Here is a 23757-nt window from a genome sequence, read left to right as displayed (position 1 = left end):
AAACCTGTTTAAAGGCGTTCATTGATTACTCCCCCGATGGCACGGGCAGATGATGCGCATCGCTCCAAGGAACCCCGAAATCAGGCGTACCATCAAGTTTCCAGCCGAATTTCTGTATGCGCGTCGAGCGGATGCTCGCATCGGCGTCGGCTGAAGGAAGCGCATGGAAGACGATCCAGTCCTCTTGATCATCCGGAGACCTCGTAAAGCTGTTGTGGCCGGTCGCATAGACTCCGTTCTCTATACTTTTGCGAAATACAGGCTCCAACGACTTTTGCCATGAAGCCGGATCCATCGGATCGGCATCTTCATCCATCGTCAACATTCCCAGGGCATAATCCTCGGACCAGGTCGTGCTGGCGGAATAAACCAGAAAAATGCGGCCGTTCCTATGCAGCGTGACGGGACCTTCATTAATGGCCATTCCGCCTTGTTTTTCCCACGTAAGCGTTGGAGCCGTTAGCAAGCGGTGTTCCCCGGTCAATGTCCAAGGATTAGCCATTTGCGCAATATAAATAGCAGATCCGTATTCGGGAAAATGTCCGTATCCGGCATATAGAAAATAAAGCCGATTCCGTACCGTCATCACGGTGCCGTCCAAGCCCGGAACGGGAGTCTTCATCGCCCCTTTCCAAACCCATTCGCCTTCGAGCGGATCGCTATGTTCGTTCTCCAGCACGCATAGCCCCCGCGATTCGTCTCCTCCGCCATCGTTAGCCGTATAGTAGATGTACCATTTGTCATTCAGATCGTGTATTTCCGGTGCCCACAAGTTATAGCTGTAGGGACCTCCCGGTTCCGGAGACCATATGGTCTTCCTTCGGCCCTCTGCAAGTCCGGTCAAGGTGGAGGATCGGGTAAGTTCCAGGCGACCCGGCTGCGTGGACATAAAGTAATAATAGCCATCCGTGTGCTTCAGCACCCAAGGATCGGCTGCGTTTGCTACGATTGGATTGCTAAACGTCGTTGTGCGATTTGACATGCTCTCTCTCCTTTTATCCCTTCATTCCAGTCAAGGTAAAGCCTTCAGCGAAGTCCCCCCTTCGGTTTATTTCTTACTTCCATTAATTATCAGGGACGAATTCTGGGCAAACAATTATGAAAACGCTTTAGTATATATGCAAAATAAAGCAATACCGAATCGTTTTCGACGGTCGAAAAAGAAAAGGGCCGCCCTGACGGACGGTCCTCATAAACGATTCGATTCATGGATTCTGCTTACGCCATTCAAGCGGTGTGGCTCCATTCGATTTCGTAAAGAACTCATAAAACCGACTGGAAGAGGTAAAGCCCACCTCGGCGGAGATCGATTCGATCGCCTTATCGGTTTGTCGCAACAGCCGTTTAGCCTCCATCAAACGAAGGTTGATGATATACTGCTTTGGCGAGACGCCGAAGGATTCCGAGAACTTCCTGCGGAGATTGCTTTCGGAAATAAAATGGCGAGCTGCGAGCTCGTTAACCGTAATTTGTGTATGATATCTGCTATGAATTTCTTTTAATATCGCTTCCAATACGACTTGATCGGTACCTGCCGTCGGCATCGACGTTTCCCTGTTACGCTGGAATATCAGCAAGGTTGTCTCAAAGGCAATCCGCATCATGTTGTAGGCATCGATGTCTTGCCTCTTGGAATTCCATTCTTTCTCCAGCTGAAAAAAACTGATTTCCGCCCACCGCATATCATCTTCGTGAAGATGGGCGCTCCGGATCCGATGTGGTTTGGACTCTATTTCATGAAAGAGGTATTGGCAATGGACCGGAAGCCTATCGTGGAAGAAATGAACGGATATCCCCTGCCAAGGCCTCGTACAAACGAAGCCGTGATGAAGCCGGGCAGGTATCAGGATAAGATCGCCGGCAGCTACCTTGATATTCTGTTCAGAAGAGCTGTAGTACCCTTCCCCATCCAATACCAGCGTCAGCTCATCGTATTCATGGGCATGTGACTGGAAGAGGCCCTCTCCCTGCTCGGCCTGAAAGGTGTGGGGCTTAAAGCGCTCCATACTGATCACAAAGCTCTTTTCACTGTTTTCCATGTTCCATCCTCTTTCTATGAGGCTTCTAATAGGCAGTCCTTCTCTATTCATTCTATGAAGTCCTCCGAACCTGGTCAATACATATCGAGGTACCCTGGTTGTTCTGACATGGCTTGGTGTGAAACATTGAAATGAATAAGACTAAAAACCCTTGATGATTCATCAAGGGTTTTCTTCTTGCGGAGCCGCGAACGAAATCGCTTCGCTATGAAATTCTCGAAGACGAATCAGCAGGGAATCTTAGCGCTGCAAAATGCCTCCAGCTCCTGACGAACGGCTTGGGGCGTGTCCAGGCGAAGAATGCGTTCCGCCAGATCGCGGCATTCCGCTCGCTCCAATCCTTCGAGCCTTTCCTTGATCGGGCTGAGTCTGCCAGCCTCCATGCTCCATTCGTCAAGTCCCAGACCGAGCAAGAGCGGCGCGGCCAACGGGTCGCCCGCCATGCTGCCGCACATGCCGGTCCATTTACCGGCCTTATGGGAAGCATCGATCACCGTGCGGATGAGCTGAAGCACGGCGGGATGGAAATAATCGTACAGGTGCGCTACGTGTTCGTTCATGCGATCCGCGGCAACCGTGTACTGAACGAGATCATTCGTACCGATGCTGAAGAAATCGACTTCGTCCGCGAAAAGTCCTGCCAACACGGCCGTGGAGGGAATCTCGACCATAATGCCGACTTCCATCTTCTCGTCGAACGGTACGCCCTCCTCCCTCAATTCACCCTGCACTTCCGCCAGGATGGATCTCGCCTGCCTCCATTCTTGCAAACCGGAGATCATCGGGAACATGACCTTCACGGTACCGAAGGCGCTGGCCCGCAGCACGGCCCGCAGCTGCGTGCGCAGCAGCTCCTGGCGGACAAGCCCTACCCGTATTGCACGGTAACCCAGGAAGGGATTCGTTTCCTTTGGCAGCTGCAGGTACGGAAGCTCCTTATCTCCGCCGATGTCCATCGTGCGGATGATCACGGGGCGGCCCTCCATCTGCCGGGCCGCTTCCTGGTACGCACGGAACTGCTCCTCCTCGCCCGGCATGGCCGCGGCGTTCATGAACAGGAACTCCGTGCGGAACAGACCCACGCCGTCCGCGCCCTGCCGGACGGCGGCCTCGGCTTCCGCGGCGCTGCCGATGTTCGCCGCGAGCTCCACGCGCGTACCGTCGGCGGTCACCGCCGGACGCGCGGTGTATTCCTCGAGCGACTGCCTGCGCTCGAGGTCCTGCTGCATGCGGAGCCGATGCTGCTCCGCCTCCGCCGCTTCCGGCCGGGCGAGGCACAGCCCGGCTGATCCGTCGAGGACGAGCAGATCGCCGTCCTCGATGCCGTCGATCCCGTCTCCCGCGCCGACGACAGCGGCAATGCCGAGCGACCGCGCGAGAATCGCAGTATGCGAGGTTGCTCCTCCGGTACGGGTGATAAAGCCGACCACCAAGGCAGGGTCCAGCTGCACCGTATCCGAAGGCGTCAAATCGTCGGCAACGAGAATCACCGGCTCGGTGATTCCGGCAAGTCCCTGCGATTGCCCAGGCGACAGACAGGCGAGAAGACGGCCGCCGATATCGCGGATGTCGGTCGCGCGCTCTTTCATATAATCATTGCTCATGCCTTCAAACATGGAAGCGACTTGGTTGACAACCTCGGCAACGGCCCTTGGGGCCGTCTCCAATTTCTCCCGGATCCGCGCCTCCATCTTCGGGTAGAAAGCCGGATCGTCCAGCAGCTTTCGGTGTCCCGCAAGAATGCCGGCTTGCTCTTCGCCTACCGCTTCCTTCGCTTTCTCAATCAGCTTCTCCATTTGCTCGGTGCAGCCCGCTTTGGCTTCGCGAAGCTTATGAAGCTCGTCTTGGATCGCAGCCGAGGTATCGGGAATATAATTCCCTTCGGGGCTGCTTTGGCCGCTGGCCCCCGCCGAAGATTTGTAGATATAGGCCTTTGCAATCCGGATACCCTCCGATACGCCGATTCCTTGAATATCCAGCCTATTCATCAGGCTTCACCAAACTTGCTTTCGACGAGCTGTATCAGGGCTTCGACGACTTCTTGCTCACAGTCTCCGTTGGCTTCGATGGTCACGACGGCTCCTTGTTCAACGCCGAGCGTCATCAGCTCCAGCATGCTCTTGCCGTCCGCCGAGCGTCCTTCGTTTGTCTTCAGACGAACCTCTGCTCCAAATTGTCCTGCTTTTTCCGAGAATAGCTGAGCCGGACGTACATGAAAGCCCTGCTCATTCTGTATGGTTACCGTTTGTGCGAACATGTCTTTCCTCCTCATCCTGTAACCGCCAGCCCGGGGCTGTTACTTACTGAAACGTAAAGTTGCGGTTTCTCTGTTGTTTCCTGCCGTTCATCCGTTCGACCCTTGTCAGGCCAGTAAGGTTATCCGGCCTTTATACGCCTCGACCAGCGCTTGGTTGTGCTCATCGGAGCCGTCGATATTTCCGCTAAGAAATACAGGGGGGTTAAAGCCTTGCTCAATCATAATCTCAATGGATTCGGCGAACAGGGCGTTCAAAATCAAGGCTCCGATCACTGTCGAGCTCGGGGTAAAGGGGACCTGAAGGCCGGGATGGCTCAATACCGCATCGCCCTTGACCGAGAAATTGTCGATCACCAGATCCACGGCATCCGCCAGATGCTTGCCGCTGCTGTGCCGGGACGGCATGCTTTTGGAATATTCCAGTGAGGTAATGCCTACGGTGAAGGCCCCCTTCTCCTTCGCCATCAAAGCGACATCCACGGGAACCGGATTGCGGCCCGAGGTGGACAGGACGAATACGACCTCTCCCTTGCGGATGTCCTGCTTGCTCATGAATTCGACGGCAAGATCGTTTTGTCTTTCCAGCTCGGACGAACGTACCGCGCCTTCATGCAGCATCAGCTTCTCTATGAGAATCGGACGGATCGGTACGAGTCCGCCTGCCCGGTAGAAGACTTCCTCGGTCAATATATGCGAATGCCCGCAGCCGAACAGATGAATAATGCCGCCCTGCTGAATACAGGCCGCCACCTTTTCCGCCGCTTCACGTATCGACTTGGCCTGCTCCGCTCGTACTTTGTCAAACAACCCGCCAATCACATCAAAATAGGTGTCCATCATCATCGCTTTCACCTCGTGGTTCCTGTATTTGTATAGATTTCTGTTATTCTTCCGCGAGTGAACGGGTTCATATCGCTTTTTTCGCCCGGAGTACCATGTCGGCCATGACTTCCAGGCTTCGCTCGATAATCCGCTCTCCCTTCTCCCTCGTTGCCAACGTTGCATCTCCAAGCACCGCGGAAGCCGTCATTTCCTCCCAGGGTGTAGGCGTGAAGTCCGCTTCAATCGGGATCTGCGGAGCGCCGTCGATCGCCTTGCTCATGTCCACGTATTCGCCCGCAAGATACAGCATGTAGGAGGTCTCGATTTCATCGGCATGCATGTAGCTGCCGTGAGCGGCCGAAGCCTCGCGTACCTCCGCCGTGATTTCCTTCGTGCCTGGATAAAAGAAGTAGAACACCTTCAATTCGGGTACCCGTTCGTATAAAATTCTCGCCGCTTCCTTCAGCGCAACCGCATTGCCGAGATGGCCGTTGACCATGATGAAGATGCGGAATCCCTGATGATATATACTCTCGCCGATATCGGCAAGCAGCCGGATGAGCGCTTCGTTCGACACGTTGATGCTTCCCGGAAAATTGCGCAGACTCCACACTTGACCATAAGGAAGGGTCGGCAGAACGAAGCTGTCCGTCCGTTCCGCCAATTTGTCCGCGAGCCTGGACGCAAGCAGGTTATCCGTGCCCAGGGGCAGATGGGGACCATGCGCTTCAACGGCCCCGATTGGAAGTATGGCCGCGCCGAGTTTGCGGATTTTCTCCTCCACCTCAACCGAATTCTCGAGTTCGAATTTCATGACGCTAAGCCCCCTTACTTTTTGAATGAGAAGCAGTCAGCCGGATTGCTTACGAAAAATTTCTCCACCAGCTTCCGGCCGTCAAAGCCGCTGCGATTCGCTTCGTCTACAAAGCGCGGCACCCATTTGGAAATAATGTACTCCAGCCCGAGACCGTAATCGTAATGCTTGTAGTAGGTTTTACGGGCGGTATCTCCGCTGATGAGAATCTGATCCTCATAGCCTTTTCGGACAAGCTCCAGAATCAGCGAGATGCGGGTGCTTTCCGGCGCATACTTGATTTTGCCGATACCGTCAAAGCTCATGTAGGCTCCGGTTGCGGCGATTTGCTCATGGTAATACGGGTCGGGGTTCCGGTCCATATGCCCTAAACTCAAGTAGGATAGATCCACGCCTTCGCTTTTTAGGAGTTCGATTTGCTCCAGCGCCATGGTGCCGACTTCCGTATGGGAGTGGATAGGGGCTTTTGTTTCGTGATGAGCGCGGGCTACAGCGCGCAGCGTCTTCTCCTCCAGCGGCGTGATGCGGTTATAGCCTGTCCCGAACTTAACCTGGCCTGCTTTGAATGGCGTGCCTTCCAGCCCTTCTTCCACCTCCCGGATGACGAAATCCGCCAGCTCGTTGATGCTTTTGGCCTCGATCCACTGCGCATAACTCTCATAATCGCCGATCAGCGGCTTCAGCTCCTCTTTGATTTTGGCATCCCACAGGAAGCTTTTATTGAAGCCCGCCGTTCCTACAATGCGAATGCCGGTTTCAAGCGCGATTTCCTGCACCGCTTGAACATCCCGTCCATAATCGACGGCTGTAGCATCCACGATGGAGCATCCGCCGTGTTGTTTGAAATCCAGAACGTCGCGCTTGGACTTCTCTTTATCATCCAGCAGCAAATCGTCCACTCCCCGTTCCTGCCAGTAGGCCGGACGGCATACGATATGTTCATGGGAATACGTAAAGCCCAATTCCTCTTTGCTGATATCTCCATGCAAGGTACGGATAAAGCCCATATCGTTTCTCCTCCACTCTCTATAAATTAAGAACCTGACCATTTCATAAAAGTGCATGTTCAAAAAAGCCGGCTTCTCTCAACGCCTTAGACCGCTTTCTGATCTATCTCGTGATCCAAAGCCGACTTTTTTGTTTAACCTCTAAAAGAACAGTTTCGCCAGGAAGTGCAGAATCGGTCCGATGATGAACATGTCGGAATCGGCAGCCCACATGGCCGTATCCGGCACCGTCGAGGCGATAAAGAAGCGGACCATCAGGAACTGACCCCAAGCGACTACGGTTGACGTGATGAAGCCGCCGATCACGGCACCGCGGACACCGCCTGTCGAGTTCCCGAACACCCCTGCCGTAGCGCCGTGGAAGAATAGAACGATCATCGTCGGCACAAAGATGTAAGAAACGGTGTTGCCCAGTACGAGCAGCCAGATAATCGCGCCACCGAAAGCTCCCAGGAAGCCAAGCACCACCGCATTCGGCGCGTAAGGGTATACGACTGGCGCATCCAGAGCCGGTTTGGCGCCTGGCACGAGTTTGGTAGCAATCCCGTTGAAGGCCGGCACCAGCTCGCCGACAAACATCCGGACCCCCATCAGAACGATGGCGATTCCGCCTGCGAACGTGAACGATTGGATAATGGAATAGATGATAAAGTTCTGGTCACCCGATTGTTTCATCAGTTCTGCCGCAGCCGGCGTGCCCTTCGTCGAGAGAATAATGGCCCCGATCAGGAATAACACGCCCATGCTGAGCGCCGTGATGACGTTGGAATCGCGAAGAAATTCGAAGCCTTTCGGTACTTTGATTTTCTCGGAATCGTTGTTTTTGTTGCCGAGCAATTTGCCGAACAAGGCAGCCAATAGCGCAACCGAAGCCGACGTGTGTCCAAGCGCAATGTTATCGTTGCCCGTGATTTTACGCAGGAACGGCTGAACCAGCGCCGGCTGGAACGTCCAGTACACCCCAAGAACCACGGCGATCATCAGTACCAGCTTCCAGATCGGAATTCCGCTGGACGCATGGACGATGACGCCCGCAAAAACGGTCGACGTCCAGAACATCATGTGCCCGGTCAGATAAATAAATTTAAACCGGGTAAAGCGTGCCAGCAGAACGTTGATCAGAAAGCCGATGAGCATGGCAAGCGTAACGGCGCTGCCGAATTTGGAATTGAATGCCTCCTGCCCCATAAAGGTACCGAGGGATCCGCTTTCCAATCCGAAGACTTCTTTCCACATCGGCTCGAATACGTTCAAGGCTTTTACGATAACGTCAGAGCCTGCGCCGATGATGAGGAAGCCGATGATCGCTTTAAAGGTGCCGCTTACGAGCTGACTCGTTGATTTCTTCTGCAGCAGCAGGCCGATCAGAACGATAAACCCGAGCAGAATGGCCGGCGTTCCAAAAATGTTGGTAGCGATCCAAAAAAGTACGTCCATAAGCCCTCTTCCTTTCTAATGGTTTACAGCACTTCTTCCAGCTTCTGTTTGATCTCGTCGTTGTCAAAATAGTTGTTGACGATAACGACCTTGGCTTCATGCCCTTGCAGGCTTTGTGCCAGCTCGTTGCTTGTAATGATATAATCGGCTGCGGTTCCCGATGCCGTCGAAACGTCCGTGTGCTCCACGTCGGCGTTTACTCCCATGCCGTTCAGCACATTCTCCACATTCATTCTCAGAATCAAGCTGGTTCCTTGTCCTAAACCGCATACGCATAAAATTTTCATTGTTCGTTCCCCCTAATTAGTTGTTGGATTGACTCTACATCAGATGCCTGCTTGAATAGCTCCACGTTGTCCGGATTGCTGAGCAATGTCGTCAGCTTGCGCAGCATGGCGATGTGCTCCGAGCTTGAGGAGCCGCCGAGCGCGAATACAAGCTGGACCGGGTCATTGGCGGCATGGCCAAAAACGACGGGTGTCTTCAATCGAAGCAGCGAGACGGAGGCTTCCCTCACCCCGTCCTCCGCACGGGCATGCGGTAGGGCGATGTGCGGCGCAAGAACAAAGTACGGCCCTTTGTCACGATACGATTCCACCATGGCATCGGCATAACGTTCTTCCGCCGCTCCGGCATTCGCCAGCAGCGCCCCTGCCAAACGGATCGCTTCTTCCGCCGTCTCGGCCTCAACATCCAAGGCAATTAGTGACGGTTCCAAAAATTTCATTCTCATCTCTCCCAAATCCGGTATTCTGTTCGGTGCTAAGGACCGGTTTGTAATTGTTGAAGTATCTGTTCTTTCGTCCTGGCCTCTTTCAGTCGGATCAGGTTTTCCTTATCTCTCAGCAGGAGCGTCAGCTCCGACAGTGCTTTCAGGTGGGATTCGCCGTCAATCGCCGCCAGGACCAGAATGATCTGCACCTGGTGGCGCGCTTCCTCCGAGAAGGCGACGGGCTGCTCCAGCCGGAGCAGACTGATCCCAAGCTGCCGGACTCCATCCTGCGGCTTGCCGTGCGCGATGGCGATGCCAGGTGCTACGACAATGTAAGGGCCGAGCGCTTCCACTTTGGAGATCATCGCATCAATGTAAGCCTCTTCGATGCGTCCATCCTTCAGCAGCGGTTCGGAGGCTTCGCGTATGGCGCTCCGCCAATCTGCCGCTTCTCTGTTCATCCGAATCATTTGCCCGGTGAGCAGATCCGTCAGAGATGGCTTCCGAGCCTCGCTGAGCCAAGTTTTCCCTAAGGACATGTAGCGGTTAAGCTCCTCCGCAAGTCCGGCTTCATCCCTTACCGCCGCGTATTTATGGACGATGTCCAGCAGCGCTTGTACCGTGTTGGCCTGGGTTCTTGATTTGCGTCCGGAAACCATGTTGATTTGGTTCAGCAAATGCTCCTTATCCTTATCGCTTAGAATCGGATTCACCAGGAGAACGGGCACTTTGCTGTCCGGGAGCGGTACCGTCGAGAATATAAAATCGACATCTTCTTCGCGAAACGACTCATAATCGCGGAGCGACAATACGGCTGTGATGTCCACTGCCGAGAACAGGTTCTCCAGCTGCGATTTCAGCATCCGCGATGCGGAAATGCCGTTCACGCAGACGATGGCGGCCTGCCGCCTTACGGCCGGCTTCGTATTCTCTCTGCGCAGCCAACCGCCGAAGTGCATGGCGAGGTATCCGATCTCGTGATCGTCAAGTTTACGTCCAACCAACTGCTCGAACGGTGCGGCGGAACGGCGGGTAAGCTCGAATACTTCCCCGTACTTGGAACGGATATTTTCGAGCAGCGGATTTTCCAGGCTGAGACCATACAAGATCCGGTAATAAGCCGGTTTCAAGTGGACCAGCAGATTCTCCTCCATGGCTTCCCGGTTCGGCAGAAATACGCAGGCATACCGTTGAAAATGGTCGGTCATCTCCGTCGTCACGTTCCGAAGCTGCTTCAGCACTTCTTCGGAACCCGTCATCTGTTCCATCCGATTGACTCTCGCCCCCAGCAGATGCATCGCGAAGTAGCAGACTTCATCATCCGGAACGGAAACGCCGAACATTTGCCCGAGACCTTCCGCAATACGCGCGGCAGCTTCATACTCTGGCGTCCTCCGCAGAACGCTTCGTTCATCATCGTCGATCGAGACCCATTGCGCGGTTTGAATCCGTCTTACATACAACAGGAAGCGGGCGGTCAGATGAAACAGCATCTCATCCGTCAAATCTACGCCCAGCGTGATCTCGCTATCCGAGATCAGGCGATAGACTTGCTCCAAACCTCCCTCTTCCATAGGCGGAAACAGGAGTGGGGCGAGATCGGGAATTCCCGATTCCGGGTTCAGGTTGAATGCCTGTTCCCAGCCCGCATGACCGAAAATCTGCCCGAAGTAATGGCTCAGTGTCTTCCGCTTGTCCCGCTCCTCCCCGTGTACGCCGTACCCCCGCTTACGGTCGTAGGTTACCTTGAGTTTTACGGACTTCATCTCCGAGCGGACCATGTTCAAATCCTTGAGCACGGTGCCGCGGCTAACCTGGAGAAGTTCGGTCAGATGGTGAACGAAGAGCGGACTCTCCGCCGACAGCAGGTAGAGCGACATCCAGGCCAGCCTTTCGCGCGGAGACAAATAATACTGCTGTGCATGGGGCTTTTCATTCAACTGCGGAAGCCCCGCCCGGCTTTCTTCAGGCAAATAGTAGCCTGCTGTCCTGACATATTGGACCGATGGAAGTTGAACCGCTTTCAACCAGTCGTTTATTTTGTCCATATCATAGTAAACGGTTCGTCTGGAGATGCCGAGCTTCTGCATCAGTTCTTCCAGCGATACATAATCGGCTGCCTCATGGAGCAGCGTCAACATCTTGGTACTGCGTTCATCCAGAATACGGCATCAACTCCTTTGCCGTTAGTTTCGTGCTTTTTGCAATTTGATTATACCTATAGGCAATTGTTCAAGGACAGTTCAATTCATGGAGCCCGATTTGTGCAAAAATGTACTCTAGTGAAATGGACAAAAAAAACAGGCCCCATGGCCTGTATAAGATATGGTTCAACTTTGCGACTGCCCTGGTCATCGTGACTTGGCAAAAATCGCATCCTTTCATTCGGCACGGTCAGTTTTCACGAACCGGTCATCATCGGTGTTTGCGGATCGATCCCCACAGAATCTAACTAATTCGCCGGCGTCATGATTGGCAAGGTGACGATGAAGGTCGTTCCTTGGCCAGGTTCGCTTTCCACTCGGATATCGGCTTGATGAAGCGATACGATCTGCTTAACAATGGCGAGTCCCATGCCGCTGCCCTCATATTTACGACTGCGGGAACGGTCGGTTTTAAAGAAACGTTCGAATATGCGCTTCTGATCCTCCGGGGAAATCCCTATGCCCGTATCGGATATTCGGACGGTCACGTTATTCATGTCTTGTTTGATGCTGACGTTAATCACGCCGCCATCCTTTGAGAATTTGATGCTGTTGCCAATGATGTTCGTCCATACCTGGTTTAATTGATCATGATCGGCCGTAACTTTAACGGGCTGCAAATCAAGCTCAAACTGAATGCTGCGGGCAGCCCATTGCGGCTGGAGCGCCACGATGACCCGTCTGATCTGTTCATCCAGGCTGAGCGTGCTGAGCCCCAGCTGCTGTGACTGGGATTCAAGCAAACTCAGCTTGAGCAGGTTGTCGCTCATTTTGGACATTCGCTTCGCTTCAGCGATGATAATATCCAGATAACGTCTTCGCTCGTCATCCGAGAGATTTACCTGCTTCAGCGCTTGAGCATACCCGGAAATCGAGGTGAGCGGCGATTGCACCTCGTGCGACACGTTCGTTACGAATTCCCTGCGCAGCTGCTCCAACTGCTGGAGCTCGTGCATCATGTCTTCAAAGCTGCGAGCCAGTGTACCCAGCTCGCTTGTTTGCTTAATATTCAGCTTGACGCTGAAATCTCCGGCTGCAATGCGTCGGGTCGCTTTTGTCAGCTTTTTGATCGGCCTTACCAAGTAGATGGAGGCAATCAGGATCAATAAACTCCCTGTAATCAACGAACTGGTAGCAAAGATCGATCCCCATTTGACGACAAAAGAGGCAGAAGGAGGGGCGAGCATTTCCAGGAACATCGCTTTCGTTCCCGTTTCCGTTTTCAACGGCAGCCCTAAAAGCACCGTAGCAATGCCTTTCTGCGTGTCTTGAACAACGCCTCCTTCGATTACTTGCTGTAGTTTATCCATCGTTACTTCAGCAGGCTTGTGTCCGTTAAGCTTGCCGTAAGCCTGGAACTGGCCCGCCGCTTCGTAGATGCGGATATAATAGGAATCGAGCTGCTTCATTTCACTAACGAACAAGTCGGCTTCGCGTAACGGCAGTGTCTTGTATATCCGGACGACGTCTTGACCGAAGTTGCGTAAGTTGATTTGCGCGTTCTCGTTCAATTGTTCCTTGAACATCCAAGTAGACATAAAAAACGAAAGGATCGTGCCCCCGATGACGGACACTAGAAACGTCAGGACTACTCGAATATATAAGGATCTGATCATTCATAGACCTCGAGCCGGTACCCCAGCCCGCGCACCGTTTCGATCCGGAAATCCGTCGTCGTTGCGAACCTTTCGCGAAGACGTTTAATATGCACATCCACCGTTCGATCATCTCCTGCGTAGTCGATTCCCCAAATCTGATCGATCAGCTGCTCGCGTGTATAGACTTGTCCGGGTGTCCCAGCGAGCTTGTACAGCAATTCGAACTCTTTGAGCGGCAGCGTGAACGTCTCCGCCCCGCTGCTCACCTTATAGGTCTGCCTGTCGAGAATGACGTTGCCGAACTGGATCGTCTGCGTGGAGCCGATCCGATATCGTTTCAGCAATGCCTTAACGCGGACCGTCAACTCCAACGGATCGAATGGTTTCGTTAAATAGTCGTCCGTCCCAAGCTCGAAACCCTTTACTTTTTCCCAGGTTTCTCCTCTCGCCGTCAGCATAAGCAGCGGCAAATCCGGATTGGCTCTTCGAAGCTCCTTGCATAACGTCCAGCCATCCATCATCGGCATCATAATATCAAGCACGACAAGATCGACGGGCGTCGAGCCATAGACGCTGAGCGCTTCCTTGCCGTCAGCCGCCTCGACTGTGGTGAATCCGTCATTGCGTAGAAATAAACAGACGAGTTCGCGAATGTTCGCGTCGTCGTCAGCAACCAGTATAGTAGGCATAGATTCCCTCTTTCTTTCATTTCCATCCCATATTGTGTAATAACTATATACTATTCTATATACAAGGGTTATGGGGATTGGTTCAAATGGTGCGGCAATTGTGCGTCTAATTTGCATTCTAGCCTACGCTAAAAAAGGCCGCGCATTCCGCGGCTTTTTTTCGTCCAATCCCTTGACTCCAGCCCTTATTCTTAGCCAGCAAATGAAATCTCGAGCCTCGAAATGGGAAAGCTATCGAGTGATGCTTAACCAAGTTTAATCAAGGAAGATGAACTGCCAGTGACATCAATATGAACGGAACATGAACAAACCATGTGCATAGCCCCCTCTACGGCATACCAAAAAAGTCGGCCAATTCAGGCCGACTTTTTCTACCAATTCGTTTTGCGATGTTTTTGGTTGGCATCCGATCCGCTGCAGGACGATTTCAAAACACGCATTCCGTGGCGATCAACGGACGCTTAAGCAATTCCCAACCAGTCTTGGCGGATATAAAAGAGGCAAGCTCCAAGCCCATTCGGTAATGCGTCTGATAGCCGGGATGATATCGGCCGCCCCATCCTTCCACCTCCGGATGAATCAACCCCAGATCAACCACGAATACCTTCCCGTTTCCGCTTTGACTGAAATAGGAGACGACCTTATTCACGCTGGCAAGATAGTTGTTATTCATGGTTCCAACACAACAAAAGACGTAGGGATCGTTATACTTTTCCAGGATAACCTGGATGAATTCAATATAAGCGGCAATATACGCCTCATCATCAATTGGCGTCGAATAATCGTTCTGGCCCAAATTAATGACGACTCCATCAGGAGTATACCGAGAAAAGTCCCATGGCGCCGTCCCTTTGCCGAGGGTCCCCGAAAAATGTTCCGGCAATCCTTGCTTGTTCCCTACCGCATCCTGCCAAACGCCGATCCCGCAAATGGCCATCGTATGATATTCCGCATTCAACATTCTGCCGCTGATTCCGACATAGGACATGTATCCGTCGTCAAGATGCGGAGCTTCAGCGAGCACATGCGGATGGCCGATCCCTGCCCCATCCGTGATGGAATCCCCGAAGTACTCAAGCCGGAGTGGTTTTGCCGCGGGCGGGGCAAGGAAGCTTCCGCCGTCGGGCAGCGAAAACTGATGAAATGCTATACTTCCGGTCAGGATTCCCGTTCGCTTGTGGATCTCTAAAGTGTGTTCACCCTCCGGCAGTCCCTGTTCGATTATGTATTGATGAACCCCCTTCTTCAAGTTGATCCAATTACGGGCGACACCGTCCACTACGATTTCAACGTAATCCTGGCCGTCGGAATCCTCAGCCGTCATCGAGACGGCCGTACCTCGGAAGGCAAGAAAAACCGCGCTGTTGACCCAGGCGCATCTCGGCTTCTCTCTCTCGGTCAGATCAAATCTCCCCATCAGCCTGGCAAATTCGGCAAAGCTAAACTCCAACATAATTCCTCCTTTCAGCTTTTGTATTGACTATCAAAATTGAACTAGCGAATAATAAAGTATACTTTATTTAATCAATAAATCTATATTTATATTATCAATCCATAGGCATAGAGTCAATTAAAAGCAATTTCCCTATTATAATATATATATTAAAGGGAACGCCAGTTTATAAGCTTGATTTCAATAGATTAATAAAGTATACTTTTATACAATCATTTAACATGCCAAACTTATCATCAGTTTGTAAAAAGAGGAGAATGATTGTGAACGAGCCGAAGTACATGACGGTTAAACAAGCGCTGCTGCATCAGATTCAAGTCGGCAAGCTTCGACCTGGCGATAAACTGCCGAATGAAGAAGACCTGATGAAACAATTTCATGTAAGCGGAATAACGATTCGAAAAGCGATGACGGAGCTGGCAAACGAAGGCGCAATCACCCGAATCAAAAGAAAAGGCTCTTTTGTAAACGGAGCTCAAGCCGCGGACCATTCGAGTCACTTGATCGCGTTTATCTTATCGGCAGAGGACAATTACGATGTATCGTATATGAAAATCATCAAAGGCGCGCAGCAAGTGGCAGCCGAATTCAATTACTCCTTAATCGTGGAATGGAGCAATGAAAATTTGGCCGTTGAACAATCATCCATTCAGAAAATGCTGGACCGGAAAGTCGACGGCTTCTTGATTTATCCGTTCGATCCGATCCAGAGCAAGGATAACTACCTAATCATCGAACAAAACAACATCCCCTATCTGTTGGTAGACCGGTACAATGTGGATCATCCCAGCTATTTTTCCGGAAGCAACAACTACGACGGGGCGATCCTGGCCACCCGGGAGCTGATGCGTCTGAAGCACACCAAAATAAAGTTTGCAAGCTATCACTTCTTTCTTCACTCCGAGCAGGAGCGGTTCGCCGGCTACTGCAGTGCCATGCGTCAGGCAGGATTTTCGGTAACCGACGATAACTTGCTGACCCGCGTGGACTATGACGCACTAGCCGACAGTATTTTGAAGCGGGATGTTACCGCTTTGTTTTGCTGCAATGACAAACTTGCCATAGAAATGATCGAGAAGCTGACCGACCGCCGCGTTAGAATTCCGCAGGATGTTTCCATTATGGGATTCGACGATTGGGACCATTCCAGCAACCTATCGATCGGACTGTCTACCGTCCGGCAAGATTTCGAGGAAATCGGCAGAAACGCTGCGAATTTACTTCACCAGGTTATTCTAGGCAAAACTCATGGACGCAACACGAAAATATTGTCGGGTGTTTCTTTGGTGATCCGGGAGTCTACTTGCGAGAACCCTTATGCCTAACGTTGTCAGCTCAAATAGATCAATGAAAGGAAGGAATGCGTTATGAAATTCGACTTTTCGATTTCCAGTCTGAGACACGGGCTCTTTCATCAAGAGCCGGATGGCATCTCTTGTTTTCTTCCCGGCAGTGCGATAACCGTGCGCTTTCATGGACGGGAAATAACGGCCGAGATCGAGGATGTCAACAGAGAGGGGAAAAGCTGGCTTAACGTCTATATCGACGATCTTCCGGTAAGGGTGATGAGAATCGATCCGGATAACCGGCTGTACCAGCTTGCGGATGACCTTGAAGACGCGCCCCATACCTTAACGCTGCAGAAGCGTACGGAAGCGGCATTCGGCAGCATTAAATTTACCGATTTGACGACGGAGAACGGAGCTTTTCTGAGCCCGCCAGCCCCTCTTCCCCATCGTCTGCTCGTCATCGGCGATTCGATCACCTGCGGCTTCGGCAACGAAGCGCAGATTCCCTGCGACTGCGATGCTTCTCGCGAAAATATCGCGCTTGCTTACAGCTCGCTGACCGGTCAACTTCTGAATGCCGAAACATTGATTGTGGGCGCGTCCGGTACGGGATGCTATCAGAATTTCGGCGGTGGCAAGGAAGGCCGCATGTCGGATTATTTCATGAAAACCATCTGTCCTGATCTCGATCAAGAAGCCATGGACCCGTTTCATCCTGAGTTCGTTGTCGTAAATCTCGGGACCAATGATTGGTCCGCGCCCATCGAGCCTGCGGATTACCTTGAACAATATCGCAAAATGACGGGTTTTATTCGCAATAGATATCCGTCCGTCCCATTGTTCTGCGCAATCGGTCCGATGACCCTCGGCCCCGCCCCCCATTTGAAGGCTCTCGTCAAAAGCCTTAACGAAGAAGGCGACGACAATATTCATTTCGTCGAATTCCCGCTCATTAAACGGCCGGAAGACGGCATGGGAGGCTGTGGACACCCCTCCGTCAAGAAGCATCGGCAAATGGCCGAACACTTGGCTGCGACGATCCGTCAGGTTTGTTCCCTGTCCCCTCCTTCCCCGGCAGCTGCTAGAACATAACGAAAAGGACCGCTCCGTATAGGAAGCGGTCCTTTTTTTCGTATCGCCGTTCTCAATGGACAGGGAACCCTTTTATTTTGCCAAGAAGGCGTCTACCTGATTCTGTAGTTCAGTCTGGATTTGCTTCAGCACCGCTTCGCCTTCCGTTTTGAATCTGGCGAAGTATTCGTCCGGATCAAGCGCGCCGTTAAATAATCCGCTATAATATTTGGCCTGAATGGTCGCGAACTGGGCCACTTCGTTCTTCACCGGCGTCGGATCGAAAGTGAAGCCGGTCATGATATCCTTCGTGAAGTTGTCGGCTTGCGTAATGAATTGACTATACTCTCGGGTCTCTTCGTCGATACCGGCCCACTCCCGCTCTAACGTTGGATTCAACATGAGCTGGAACGAGACAATGCCGCCATCGTTGTTCAACGTGTCGTATTGATGCTCGCCGACCGCTTTCCAGTTCACGCCTTCGATGCCGTGCTCCAACAAATCATAATTCTCCTGCCGGTTGGCCCAATCGAGGAACATCATCGCACGGTCTTTATGTTTGCTCGTCTTCACAATACAGATGAAATTATCCATTTTGTAATTGGATAGGTTCTTTCCAGGCGTCAGATCGAATAGACGGACGGCTTCCAGCTCTCCATCGGGCACGACCTGCTTCAACTGGTCGTTGTACGTTTTGGGAATGCCAAAGGCCATTTGGGGCGTGGCCGCAACTTTGTTCTGGAGCTGCATGTCTCCCGGGCTGCTTTTATTCGTCAAAACGTCCTGCGACATGACTTTGTCAACGAACAGCTGGCGGACATCCTGGATGCCGGACCAGATCTTTGGTTCCTGGGTTTCAAAAAAGTTATAGACCTTTCCATCGTTGCCCTTGTAATACAGCATCAAGCTGGCGCCAGCAAAATTCGTTGGACGAATGTTGACGCCGGTATCGTCCCGGATCAGCCAGTTGACCCAGCTGTAGGTGACGTCGTCGGCGCCCGCGAGGAGCGGCGTGATGCCGGAGTTACTGTCACGAACGGCGTAGAGATAAGCTTTTAGATCTTCATACGTCTTTACGGGCGGCAAGTTTAACTGCTCCCTCAGGTCCTTTCGTATGAAAATCGATCTCTGTTGGGTATAGGCGCTTCCCAAGGGAACACCGTAGATGTTACCGTTAATTTTGTTCGCGTCCCACATTTGTTGCGGCCTCGTCTTTTTCACATTAGGGCCGTATTGGTCCAGCAGTTCGCTTAATTCTTCGTAATAGCCCTGGGAAGCCATCGTGTCCAAATGCAGCCACGGGGCATCAAACATCAAATCCACGCTCTCTCCCGAAGCCAGCATGACGTTGGTCTTCTGATTTAGATCGGCAAAGTCGACAAATGTAAATTTAACCTGCGTATTGATTTCGGCTTTTAATCGCTTGTTGACTTCGGTCAGCACCTCGTCATAGTTAGCTCCCTTTGCCCCCGGAATGACAACCTCCAAAGTGACCGGTTCAAGGGACGGATCGCCGGTTTCCCCTGCATCGCCCGGCGCGGAGGCATCCCCGCCGGATCCGGAGCATCCGGACAAAGCGATGGCTAGTCCGAGCAGCGCCGTCACCAAGAATTTGCGTTTTGATTTGGCCATGTAAATGACTCCCTTCAACTAATCAACTTATGTATAAGCGGCTGGGCCAATCTATAACGCGCTCAGCCATTTGCGTAGAGCCCCAATCTTAACCTTTCACCGAGCCGAGGGTCAGACCTTTGGCGAAATATTTCTGAACCATCGGATAGACGAGTATAATCGGGCCGATCGTCAGGCAAACCGTTGCCAACTTGACCCCTTCCGCCGGCGGCAGCGTCAGCACATTCCCGTGATTGAGCGACGTGAGCTGCATCTGCGACATGAGCTGCCGAAGAAGCAGCTGCAGCGGGTACATATCGCTGTTGTCGATAAACAGAAGCGACAGCCACCAATCGTTCCAATATTGCAGCGCGTAGAACAAGCTGATCGTCGCAATAACCGGCGTTGAGATCGGCCGGATAATTTTGAAGAAGATCGTCCACTCTCCGGCGCCGTCCATGTTAGCCGATTCGTTCAGCTCATAAGGCAACGAGCGATAGAACGAGACTAAGATAAACGCAAAGAACGGATTCATGACGTAAGGGAGCACAAGCGCCCACAACGTATCTTTCAGATGCAGCCATTGAACGACCAGAAGATAGAAGCCGACGAGCCCCGAGCCGAAGACCATCGGCACGTAGGTCATGAACGAGAGGAAGCCGCCGTACCGGTTCTTCGGATGGGCCAGCACGTATGCAAACAACGCGGTGACAACGAGGCCGATTACGGTTCCGATGGCTGTTACCGCAATGGTGACGCCATAGCTGGTAAACATTTGCTTGCCCTGGAGGAGGAAACGATACGACTCCAGCGTAAATTCATCCGGCCATACGGAGTATCCGTTCACCGCCAAGCTTCGGGTGCTGGAGAACGAATTGATGACCATCAGCCAAAAAGGAAACAAACAAACCAGCGCAAATAGAATCAAAAACAGCCCGAACAAGAACACCGCCATTTTATCGGAGAATCTGTTTGTCCGTCGGACTCGTGGGGGCGGGATCAGAGCAACCGGACGATTCATATGGAATTCATCTCCCTTGGATTTCGCAAAATTAAAGTGCGTGATCAAAAAATCAGTTCAAGATTCGATGTCGAGTCCACTTCATGATTCGCTTCGTCTTGGAAAGATAACCTTTTGAGCAACCTCTTAAAATAATCTGGAGTCTTTATCGATTCTCCGAACCAGCGCATTAAACGAAACGACGGCGATAAGCCCCATAATGGACTGATAGAACACGATAGCCGATGACATGCTGAAATTACCAAGCTGCCTTAACGCCCGATAGGAATATGTATCGATGACATCGGTCGTCGGAAATAGAATCCCGTTGTCCCCGATAATTCCGTAGATCATGCCGAAATCCCCGTAGAAAATCCGTCCGACTCCCAAGAGGACGAGAATGATGATTTGCGGCTTCAGCAAAGGCAGCGTAATGTATTTCATCTGCTGCAGCCTCGTGGCTCCGTCCAGGCGGGCGCTCTCATAATAGTCGGAGGAGAAACCGGTTATGGCAGCGAGCAGAATAATCGAGTAGTAACCGGCACTCTTCCAGATTCGCGTTATGGTTAGAATAATCGGCCACACCCACGGGGTCTGGTACCAATCGACGGCTTGAAGTCCGCTCATGCTCAGCACACGGTTAATCAGACCGTCCGTATTGTTGAATAGAATGAATGTCATATACCCAACGACGACCCAGGAAATGAAATAAGGAAGGAAGACGACGGATTGGATCGTACGTTTAAACCATTTCAAGCGAATCTCGTTCAAGAACAGCGCAATGAGAAGCGCAAAGGCCATTTCGAAAATAATGAACAGCGCATTTAAATAAACCGTATTGACCGTAACTTGAATCCAATCCCGATTGGAGAAAAAGAAGCGGAAGTTGTCCAGCCCCACCCAATCACTGCCCCATATGCCTTTGCTGATCTGAAAGTCCTTGAACGCTAGCAGATGTCCGGACAGAGGAATATAGGAGAAGACAACGAGAAAGATGATTCCCGGTATCGCCATCGTATACAAGCCCCGGTTCTTTACAAGATCCCTGAACATTCTCAAATTATAGTATCCCTCCATTCGAGCTGGTCTGTCCGATGTGGCCATATCCTGACAGTGTTTATTATGTACGGAAGGAGGCATTCGGAATAGTCCTCATTGTGTCACAAAGGGTACTCAACCTAAGGATTGTGCGACAATCGGACGTCCGGTATCATCTTAATTTCTACTTTGTCAAAATGAGGACTTCACACAAGGGTCAGGATATGATTGAGTAAGGAGGTCCCGGTTCGTTTCTTCTATAGAACCGTTACGTTATGCCCTTAAACCGTCAATCCATCAGCAAGGGGTGCTGGCATTATATGAAGATCAAACCCATTTTACAGAAGACCTATTTTCGAACCTTTCTTTTACTGACCACCGTTCTGATCTGTTCCATTATTCCTTTCGTCTATTTACTTTCTGCGGAATTCGCAAAATATACCATGCTGGAGGTTCGCAGCAATTCGCAGAACGAAGTCAACAACCTGGCTTCGAAGGCCGAAATGATTCTCGGCAATTTGAAAGCCAACGGGCTCAGCATGTACGCCGATCAGAATATTCAGAACTGGTTCTTCAATACAAGCAACGATCCGCTCATCAACCATGCTGCGCTCGTCGCCCAATCCAATTTCATGTCCACCGAACCGCTCATCCAGCGATCCTATCTGATTAATTTGAAGCACGATCTTGTCGTCGATTCCAAAGCCGGAATCGTCCGCAATGAATCCTTCGCCGACCAGCGCATGCTGGAGCGCGTGGAGTCATTCCACCCCCAATATTTGCGCTTCTTTAATCATTCGCTGGATGGCTCGGACTCCCTGGCTCTTATTCTGCCTGCAACCCCCGAGAAGCCGTCCGACTACTATCTCGTGCTGCTCGTTGATAAACCGCTGCTGTCGAAGCTTCTGTTCGGCCAAACAGTCTCTTCGGAGCAAGACATTCGGATACTCGACGAGCAAGGGCAACTTCTATTGGGCGCGTCCAATCCCGCGCTGAGCGGACTGCTTTATCAAGCGAGCCGAGAGCAGCAGGTTAGCGATTTCCAAGTTCGGCTCCCCCATCAGAGATGGTTCGTCAATACAGCCAAGCTGACTACTGAAAATTGGTCGGTATACTATTCGAACGAGTATCATATTTTGACACGCCATATCTCCTTATTCCAACAAAAATTGATAACGTATACATTGCTGCTACTGGCACTCCTCTCCTTGTTGTTCTTCTGGAGTTCTCGCCGTTCCTTGCGCTCCATCACCTTCTTGTCGGAAAAGCTGAAGGGAAAGGTTGCGTTCGCAAACTCCACGTCTGATGCCAAGCCGGATATCCAATGGATCCACGACGGCATCGATATGCTGCTGAACAATGTGGAACAGCTTCATGAATCCATGAGAAACCAATCCGAGCTCGTTCGAACGGAGCTTCTCGCCCAGTGGATGCTCCACGGGACGCCGGGTACCAAGAGCTACGAATATATTCAGACCAAGACCAAACTGGCCTCCTGTGAATCTCTGTTTTTGGCCGTCCTTCGGATCGAAGCCTATACCGTCTTTTGCGAACGTTACGATTTCCCCTCCCGGAAATTGATCAAGTACGCCATACGCAATATTAGCGAAGAAGTGATTGGAGCAGGTTCTTATGCGGCCGAAGGCTTGGATATGGGCGGCGACCATATCATTCTGGTCATTGGGGGCCATGCATCCGGCGAGCTTCAACTACAACGTCTTCTGGAGGAGACCCAGAATCAGGTAGCATGCATCCTAAACGTTGATACAACCGCCGCAGTCAGCAATGCCTATGACTTTGGCGCCAATATCCGAAATATCTATGACCATATCTACGAATTGACGAAGCTGCGATTTCTTAACGGAGAGAAGCAAATTTTTCTGGAGAGCGATTATGAAGAGTTCATGGCAGGGTATCCTTCTGCATCTGAGGCGCTGGAGACAGCCGAGATCATTAAGGCGATTCGCCGCGGCCGCCCGGAGACCGCGCTCGTTCTGCTGCGTCAGCAGATGAAGCATGTCCATGAGATGCCTTATCGCGACTGTAAGCTTAACCTGACCTACTTTACCTACGATCTGCTCAAGAACTTCAACAAGTCCAGCGTCCTGCACGAAATCAGCAGCATCCAACAATTGCTGGAGCGGTACAGCACGCTGTCCGAGTTTCAAGCATGGCTGGAGAGCATCGTCACGATGCTCGCATCCGAGACCGAAGTTCCGAAATCCTCGAGCCGCAAGGAAGAGATCGTCTTGGAGATCAAAGAGTATGTGGACAACCACTTGCAGGATGCGCAATTGTCGATCGAACAGGTAGCCGACAATTTTTCCTTCTCCGTCAGCTATATCCGGCAGCTATTCAAGGAAATCATGAACGTATCATTGTCCGAGTACATCCTTCAGGAACGAATCGGGAGAGTCAAGGAAAAACTGACATCCAGCCAGCTCTCGGTGCTGGAGATCGCTGATCAATGCGGCTTCATATCCAAAGGGCATTTTTTCTCCGCATTCAAGAAGTTCACAAATCTCACTCCGAAACAGTATCGGGAAATCCACGGAGACTCCGCCGGTAAAGATGTCGCTTCTCCCAGCTTATCATGGAGAAGCGGCAGCTAGGTACGCTTGTTCCGCAGAAACAAGCTCAATTCGAAAAGGACCTCTCCGGTAGAGCTCCACGGCGCATACGGAAAGGTCCTTATTCGTTTATCCAAAAAGCTCCG

20 protein-coding genes are annotated in these 23757 nt (G+C 51.8%); 3 read left to right on the top strand and 17 right to left on the bottom strand.

The features are described from left to right. Positions 1–25: 25 nt before the first annotated feature. The 14 genes from JNUCC32_RS01775 to JNUCC32_RS01710 all read right to left on the bottom strand — a co-directional run bounded on the left by JNUCC32_RS01775 (position 26) and on the right by JNUCC32_RS01710 (position 15032). Positions 26–982, bottom strand: coding sequence for a glycoside hydrolase family 43 protein (locus JNUCC32_RS01775; protein ID WP_192570895.1), 957 nt, complete (start codon positions 980–982; stop codon positions 26–28). A gap of 223 nt (positions 983–1205) precedes the next feature. Next, a complete protein-coding gene (locus JNUCC32_RS01770; RefSeq protein WP_192570894.1) occupies positions 1206–2039 on the bottom strand; it encodes a helix-turn-helix domain-containing protein in 834 nt (277 codons plus the stop codon). A gap of 227 nt (positions 2040–2266) precedes the next feature. Further along, complete coding sequence (gene ptsP / locus JNUCC32_RS01765; protein WP_192570893.1) at positions 2267–4027, bottom strand: phosphoenolpyruvate--protein phosphotransferase; 1761 nt, start codon at positions 4025–4027, stop codon at positions 2267–2269. Next, positions 4027–4296 carry an HPr family phosphocarrier protein gene (locus JNUCC32_RS01760; protein WP_192570892.1) on the bottom strand — a complete coding sequence of 90 codons (270 nt, stop codon included), beginning with the start codon at positions 4294–4296 and terminating at the stop codon, positions 4027–4029. The genes ptsP and JNUCC32_RS01760 overlap by 1 nt, the downstream gene beginning before the upstream one ends. Before the next feature lie 105 nt (positions 4297–4401). Beyond that, the gene (locus JNUCC32_RS01755) at positions 4402–5136 is read right to left on the bottom strand and encodes an SIS domain-containing protein (protein WP_036659682.1); all 735 of its coding nucleotides are present in this window, start codon (positions 5134–5136) and stop codon (positions 4402–4404) included. Between the two features lie 67 nt (positions 5137–5203). Continuing rightward, a complete protein-coding gene (locus tag JNUCC32_RS01750; RefSeq protein ID WP_096776225.1) occupies positions 5204–5932 on the bottom strand; it encodes a creatininase family protein in 729 nt (242 codons plus the stop codon). A 14-nt stretch (positions 5933–5946) separates the two neighbouring features. Then, complete coding sequence (locus JNUCC32_RS01745) at positions 5947–6939, bottom strand: phosphotriesterase family protein (RefSeq protein ID WP_015736906.1); 993 nt, start codon at positions 6937–6939, stop codon at positions 5947–5949. A gap of 141 nt (positions 6940–7080) precedes the next feature. Then, positions 7081–8376 carry a PTS ascorbate transporter subunit IIC gene (locus JNUCC32_RS01740; RefSeq protein ID WP_015736907.1) on the bottom strand — a complete coding sequence of 432 codons (1296 nt, stop codon included), beginning with the start codon at positions 8374–8376 and terminating at the stop codon, positions 7081–7083. A gap of 23 nt (positions 8377–8399) precedes the next feature. Beyond that, positions 8400–8663 (bottom strand): PTS sugar transporter subunit IIB, encoded by a 264-nt coding sequence (locus JNUCC32_RS01735; RefSeq protein WP_009593269.1) that lies wholly within the window; start codon positions 8661–8663, stop codon positions 8400–8402. Then, positions 8660–9103: a PTS sugar transporter subunit IIA gene (locus tag JNUCC32_RS01730; RefSeq protein ID WP_036659685.1), complete on the bottom strand. Its 444-nt coding sequence runs from the start codon at positions 9101–9103 to the stop codon at positions 8660–8662. The genes JNUCC32_RS01735 and JNUCC32_RS01730 overlap by 4 nt, the downstream gene beginning before the upstream one ends. Positions 9104–9138: 35 nt before the next feature. Beyond that, entirely contained in the window at positions 9139–11229 is a 2091-nt protein-coding gene (locus JNUCC32_RS01725; protein ID WP_228468861.1) for a BglG family transcription antiterminator, read from the bottom strand. Between the two features lie 311 nt (positions 11230–11540). Then, positions 11541–12908, bottom strand: a complete 1368-nt coding sequence (locus JNUCC32_RS01720) for a sensor histidine kinase (RefSeq protein WP_192570891.1) — start codon at positions 12906–12908, stop codon at positions 11541–11543. Then, a complete protein-coding gene (locus tag JNUCC32_RS01715; protein ID WP_192570890.1) occupies positions 12905–13579 on the bottom strand; it encodes a response regulator transcription factor in 675 nt (224 codons plus the stop codon). The genes JNUCC32_RS01720 and JNUCC32_RS01715 overlap by 4 nt, the downstream gene beginning before the upstream one ends. 427 nt (positions 13580–14006) lie before the next feature. Continuing rightward, positions 14007–15032, bottom strand: a complete 1026-nt coding sequence (locus JNUCC32_RS01710) for an SGNH/GDSL hydrolase family protein (RefSeq protein ID WP_192570889.1) — start codon at positions 15030–15032, stop codon at positions 14007–14009. A gap of 263 nt (positions 15033–15295) precedes the next feature. Here JNUCC32_RS01710 and JNUCC32_RS01705 point away from each other — a divergent pair, with 263 nt between their 5' ends. Then, positions 15296–16357 (top strand): GntR family transcriptional regulator, encoded by a 1062-nt coding sequence (locus JNUCC32_RS01705; RefSeq protein ID WP_192570888.1) that lies wholly within the window; start codon positions 15296–15298, stop codon positions 16355–16357. A 42-nt stretch (positions 16358–16399) separates the two neighbouring features. Then, entirely contained in the window at positions 16400–17413 is a 1014-nt protein-coding gene (locus JNUCC32_RS01700; protein WP_192570887.1) for an SGNH/GDSL hydrolase family protein, read from the top strand. Between the two features lie 72 nt (positions 17414–17485). Here the strand turns inward: JNUCC32_RS01700 and JNUCC32_RS01695 are convergent, their stop codons facing one another. The 3 genes from JNUCC32_RS01695 to JNUCC32_RS01685 all read right to left on the bottom strand — a co-directional run bounded on the left by JNUCC32_RS01695 (position 17486) and on the right by JNUCC32_RS01685 (position 21062). Beyond that, positions 17486–19024, bottom strand: a complete 1539-nt coding sequence (locus JNUCC32_RS01695) for an extracellular solute-binding protein (protein ID WP_036659689.1) — start codon at positions 19022–19024, stop codon at positions 17486–17488. An 88-nt stretch (positions 19025–19112) separates the two neighbouring features. Continuing rightward, positions 19113–20024 carry a carbohydrate ABC transporter permease gene (locus JNUCC32_RS01690; protein WP_192570886.1) on the bottom strand — a complete coding sequence of 304 codons (912 nt, stop codon included), beginning with the start codon at positions 20022–20024 and terminating at the stop codon, positions 19113–19115. A 126-nt stretch (positions 20025–20150) separates the two neighbouring features. After that, the gene (locus JNUCC32_RS01685; protein ID WP_228468860.1) at positions 20151–21062 is read right to left on the bottom strand and encodes an ABC transporter permease; all 912 of its coding nucleotides are present in this window, start codon (positions 21060–21062) and stop codon (positions 20151–20153) included. 299 nt (positions 21063–21361) lie between these two features. Between JNUCC32_RS01685 and JNUCC32_RS01680 the strand changes: the two genes are divergently transcribed. Beyond that, the gene (locus JNUCC32_RS01680) at positions 21362–23653 is read left to right on the top strand and encodes an AraC family transcriptional regulator (protein WP_192570885.1); all 2292 of its coding nucleotides are present in this window, start codon (positions 21362–21364) and stop codon (positions 23651–23653) included. Positions 23654–23757: the final 104 nt, after the last annotated feature.

It is taken from the genome of Paenibacillus sp. JNUCC32, from assembly GCF_014863545.1.
Lineage (GTDB): Bacteria > Bacillota > Bacilli > Paenibacillales > Paenibacillaceae > Paenibacillus_AQ > Paenibacillus_AQ lautus_A.
The sequence above is the reverse complement of the archived record's forward strand: the minus strand, read 5'-3'. Positions and strand labels throughout refer to the sequence as shown.

What these genes read in the sequence shown, in the direction of transcription:
- JNUCC32_RS01775 (WP_192570895.1), bottom strand. Translation starts at nt 982, where the DNA reads ATGTCAAATCGCACAACGACGTTTAGCAATCCAATCGTAGCAAACGCA.
- JNUCC32_RS01770 (WP_192570894.1), bottom strand. Translation starts at nt 2,039, where the DNA reads ATGGAAAACAGTGAAAAGAGCTTTGTGATCAGTATGGAGCGCTTTAAG.
- ptsP (WP_192570893.1), bottom strand. Translation starts at nt 4,027, where the DNA reads ATGAATAGGCTGGATATTCAAGGAATCGGCGTATCGGAGGGTATCCGG.
- JNUCC32_RS01760 (WP_192570892.1), bottom strand. Translation starts at nt 4,296, where the DNA reads ATGTTCGCACAAACGGTAACCATACAGAATGAGCAGGGCTTTCATGTA.
- JNUCC32_RS01755 (WP_036659682.1), bottom strand. Translation starts at nt 5,136, where the DNA reads ATGATGGACACCTATTTTGATGTGATTGGCGGGTTGTTTGACAAAGTA.
- JNUCC32_RS01750 (WP_096776225.1), bottom strand. Translation starts at nt 5,932, where the DNA reads ATGAAATTCGAACTCGAGAATTCGGTTGAGGTGGAGGAGAAAATCCGC.
- JNUCC32_RS01745 (WP_015736906.1), bottom strand. Translation starts at nt 6,939, where the DNA reads ATGGGCTTTATCCGTACCTTGCATGGAGATATCAGCAAAGAGGAATTG.
- JNUCC32_RS01740 (WP_015736907.1), bottom strand. Translation starts at nt 8,376, where the DNA reads ATGGACGTACTTTTTTGGATCGCTACCAACATTTTTGGAACGCCGGCC.
- JNUCC32_RS01735 (WP_009593269.1), bottom strand. Translation starts at nt 8,663, where the DNA reads ATGAAAATTTTATGCGTATGCGGTTTAGGACAAGGAACCAGCTTGATT.
- JNUCC32_RS01730 (WP_036659685.1), bottom strand. Translation starts at nt 9,103, where the DNA reads ATGAAATTTTTGGAACCGTCACTAATTGCCTTGGATGTTGAGGCCGAG.
- JNUCC32_RS01725 (WP_228468861.1), bottom strand. Translation starts at nt 11,229, where the DNA reads ATGTTGACGCTGCTCCATGAGGCAGCCGATTATGTATCGCTGGAAGAA.
- JNUCC32_RS01720 (WP_192570891.1), bottom strand. Translation starts at nt 12,908, where the DNA reads ATGATCAGATCCTTATATATTCGAGTAGTCCTGACGTTTCTAGTGTCC.
- JNUCC32_RS01715 (WP_192570890.1), bottom strand. Translation starts at nt 13,579, where the DNA reads ATGCCTACTATACTGGTTGCTGACGACGACGCGAACATTCGCGAACTC.
- JNUCC32_RS01710 (WP_192570889.1), bottom strand. Translation starts at nt 15,032, where the DNA reads ATGTTGGAGTTTAGCTTTGCCGAATTTGCCAGGCTGATGGGGAGATTT.
- JNUCC32_RS01700 (WP_192570887.1), top strand. Translation starts at nt 16,400, where the DNA reads ATGAAATTCGACTTTTCGATTTCCAGTCTGAGACACGGGCTCTTTCAT.
- JNUCC32_RS01695 (WP_036659689.1), bottom strand. Translation starts at nt 19,024, where the DNA reads ATGGCCAAATCAAAACGCAAATTCTTGGTGACGGCGCTGCTCGGACTA.
- JNUCC32_RS01690 (WP_192570886.1), bottom strand. Translation starts at nt 20,024, where the DNA reads ATGAATCGTCCGGTTGCTCTGATCCCGCCCCCACGAGTCCGACGGACA.
- JNUCC32_RS01680 (WP_192570885.1), top strand. Translation starts at nt 21,362, where the DNA reads ATGAAGATCAAACCCATTTTACAGAAGACCTATTTTCGAACCTTTCTT.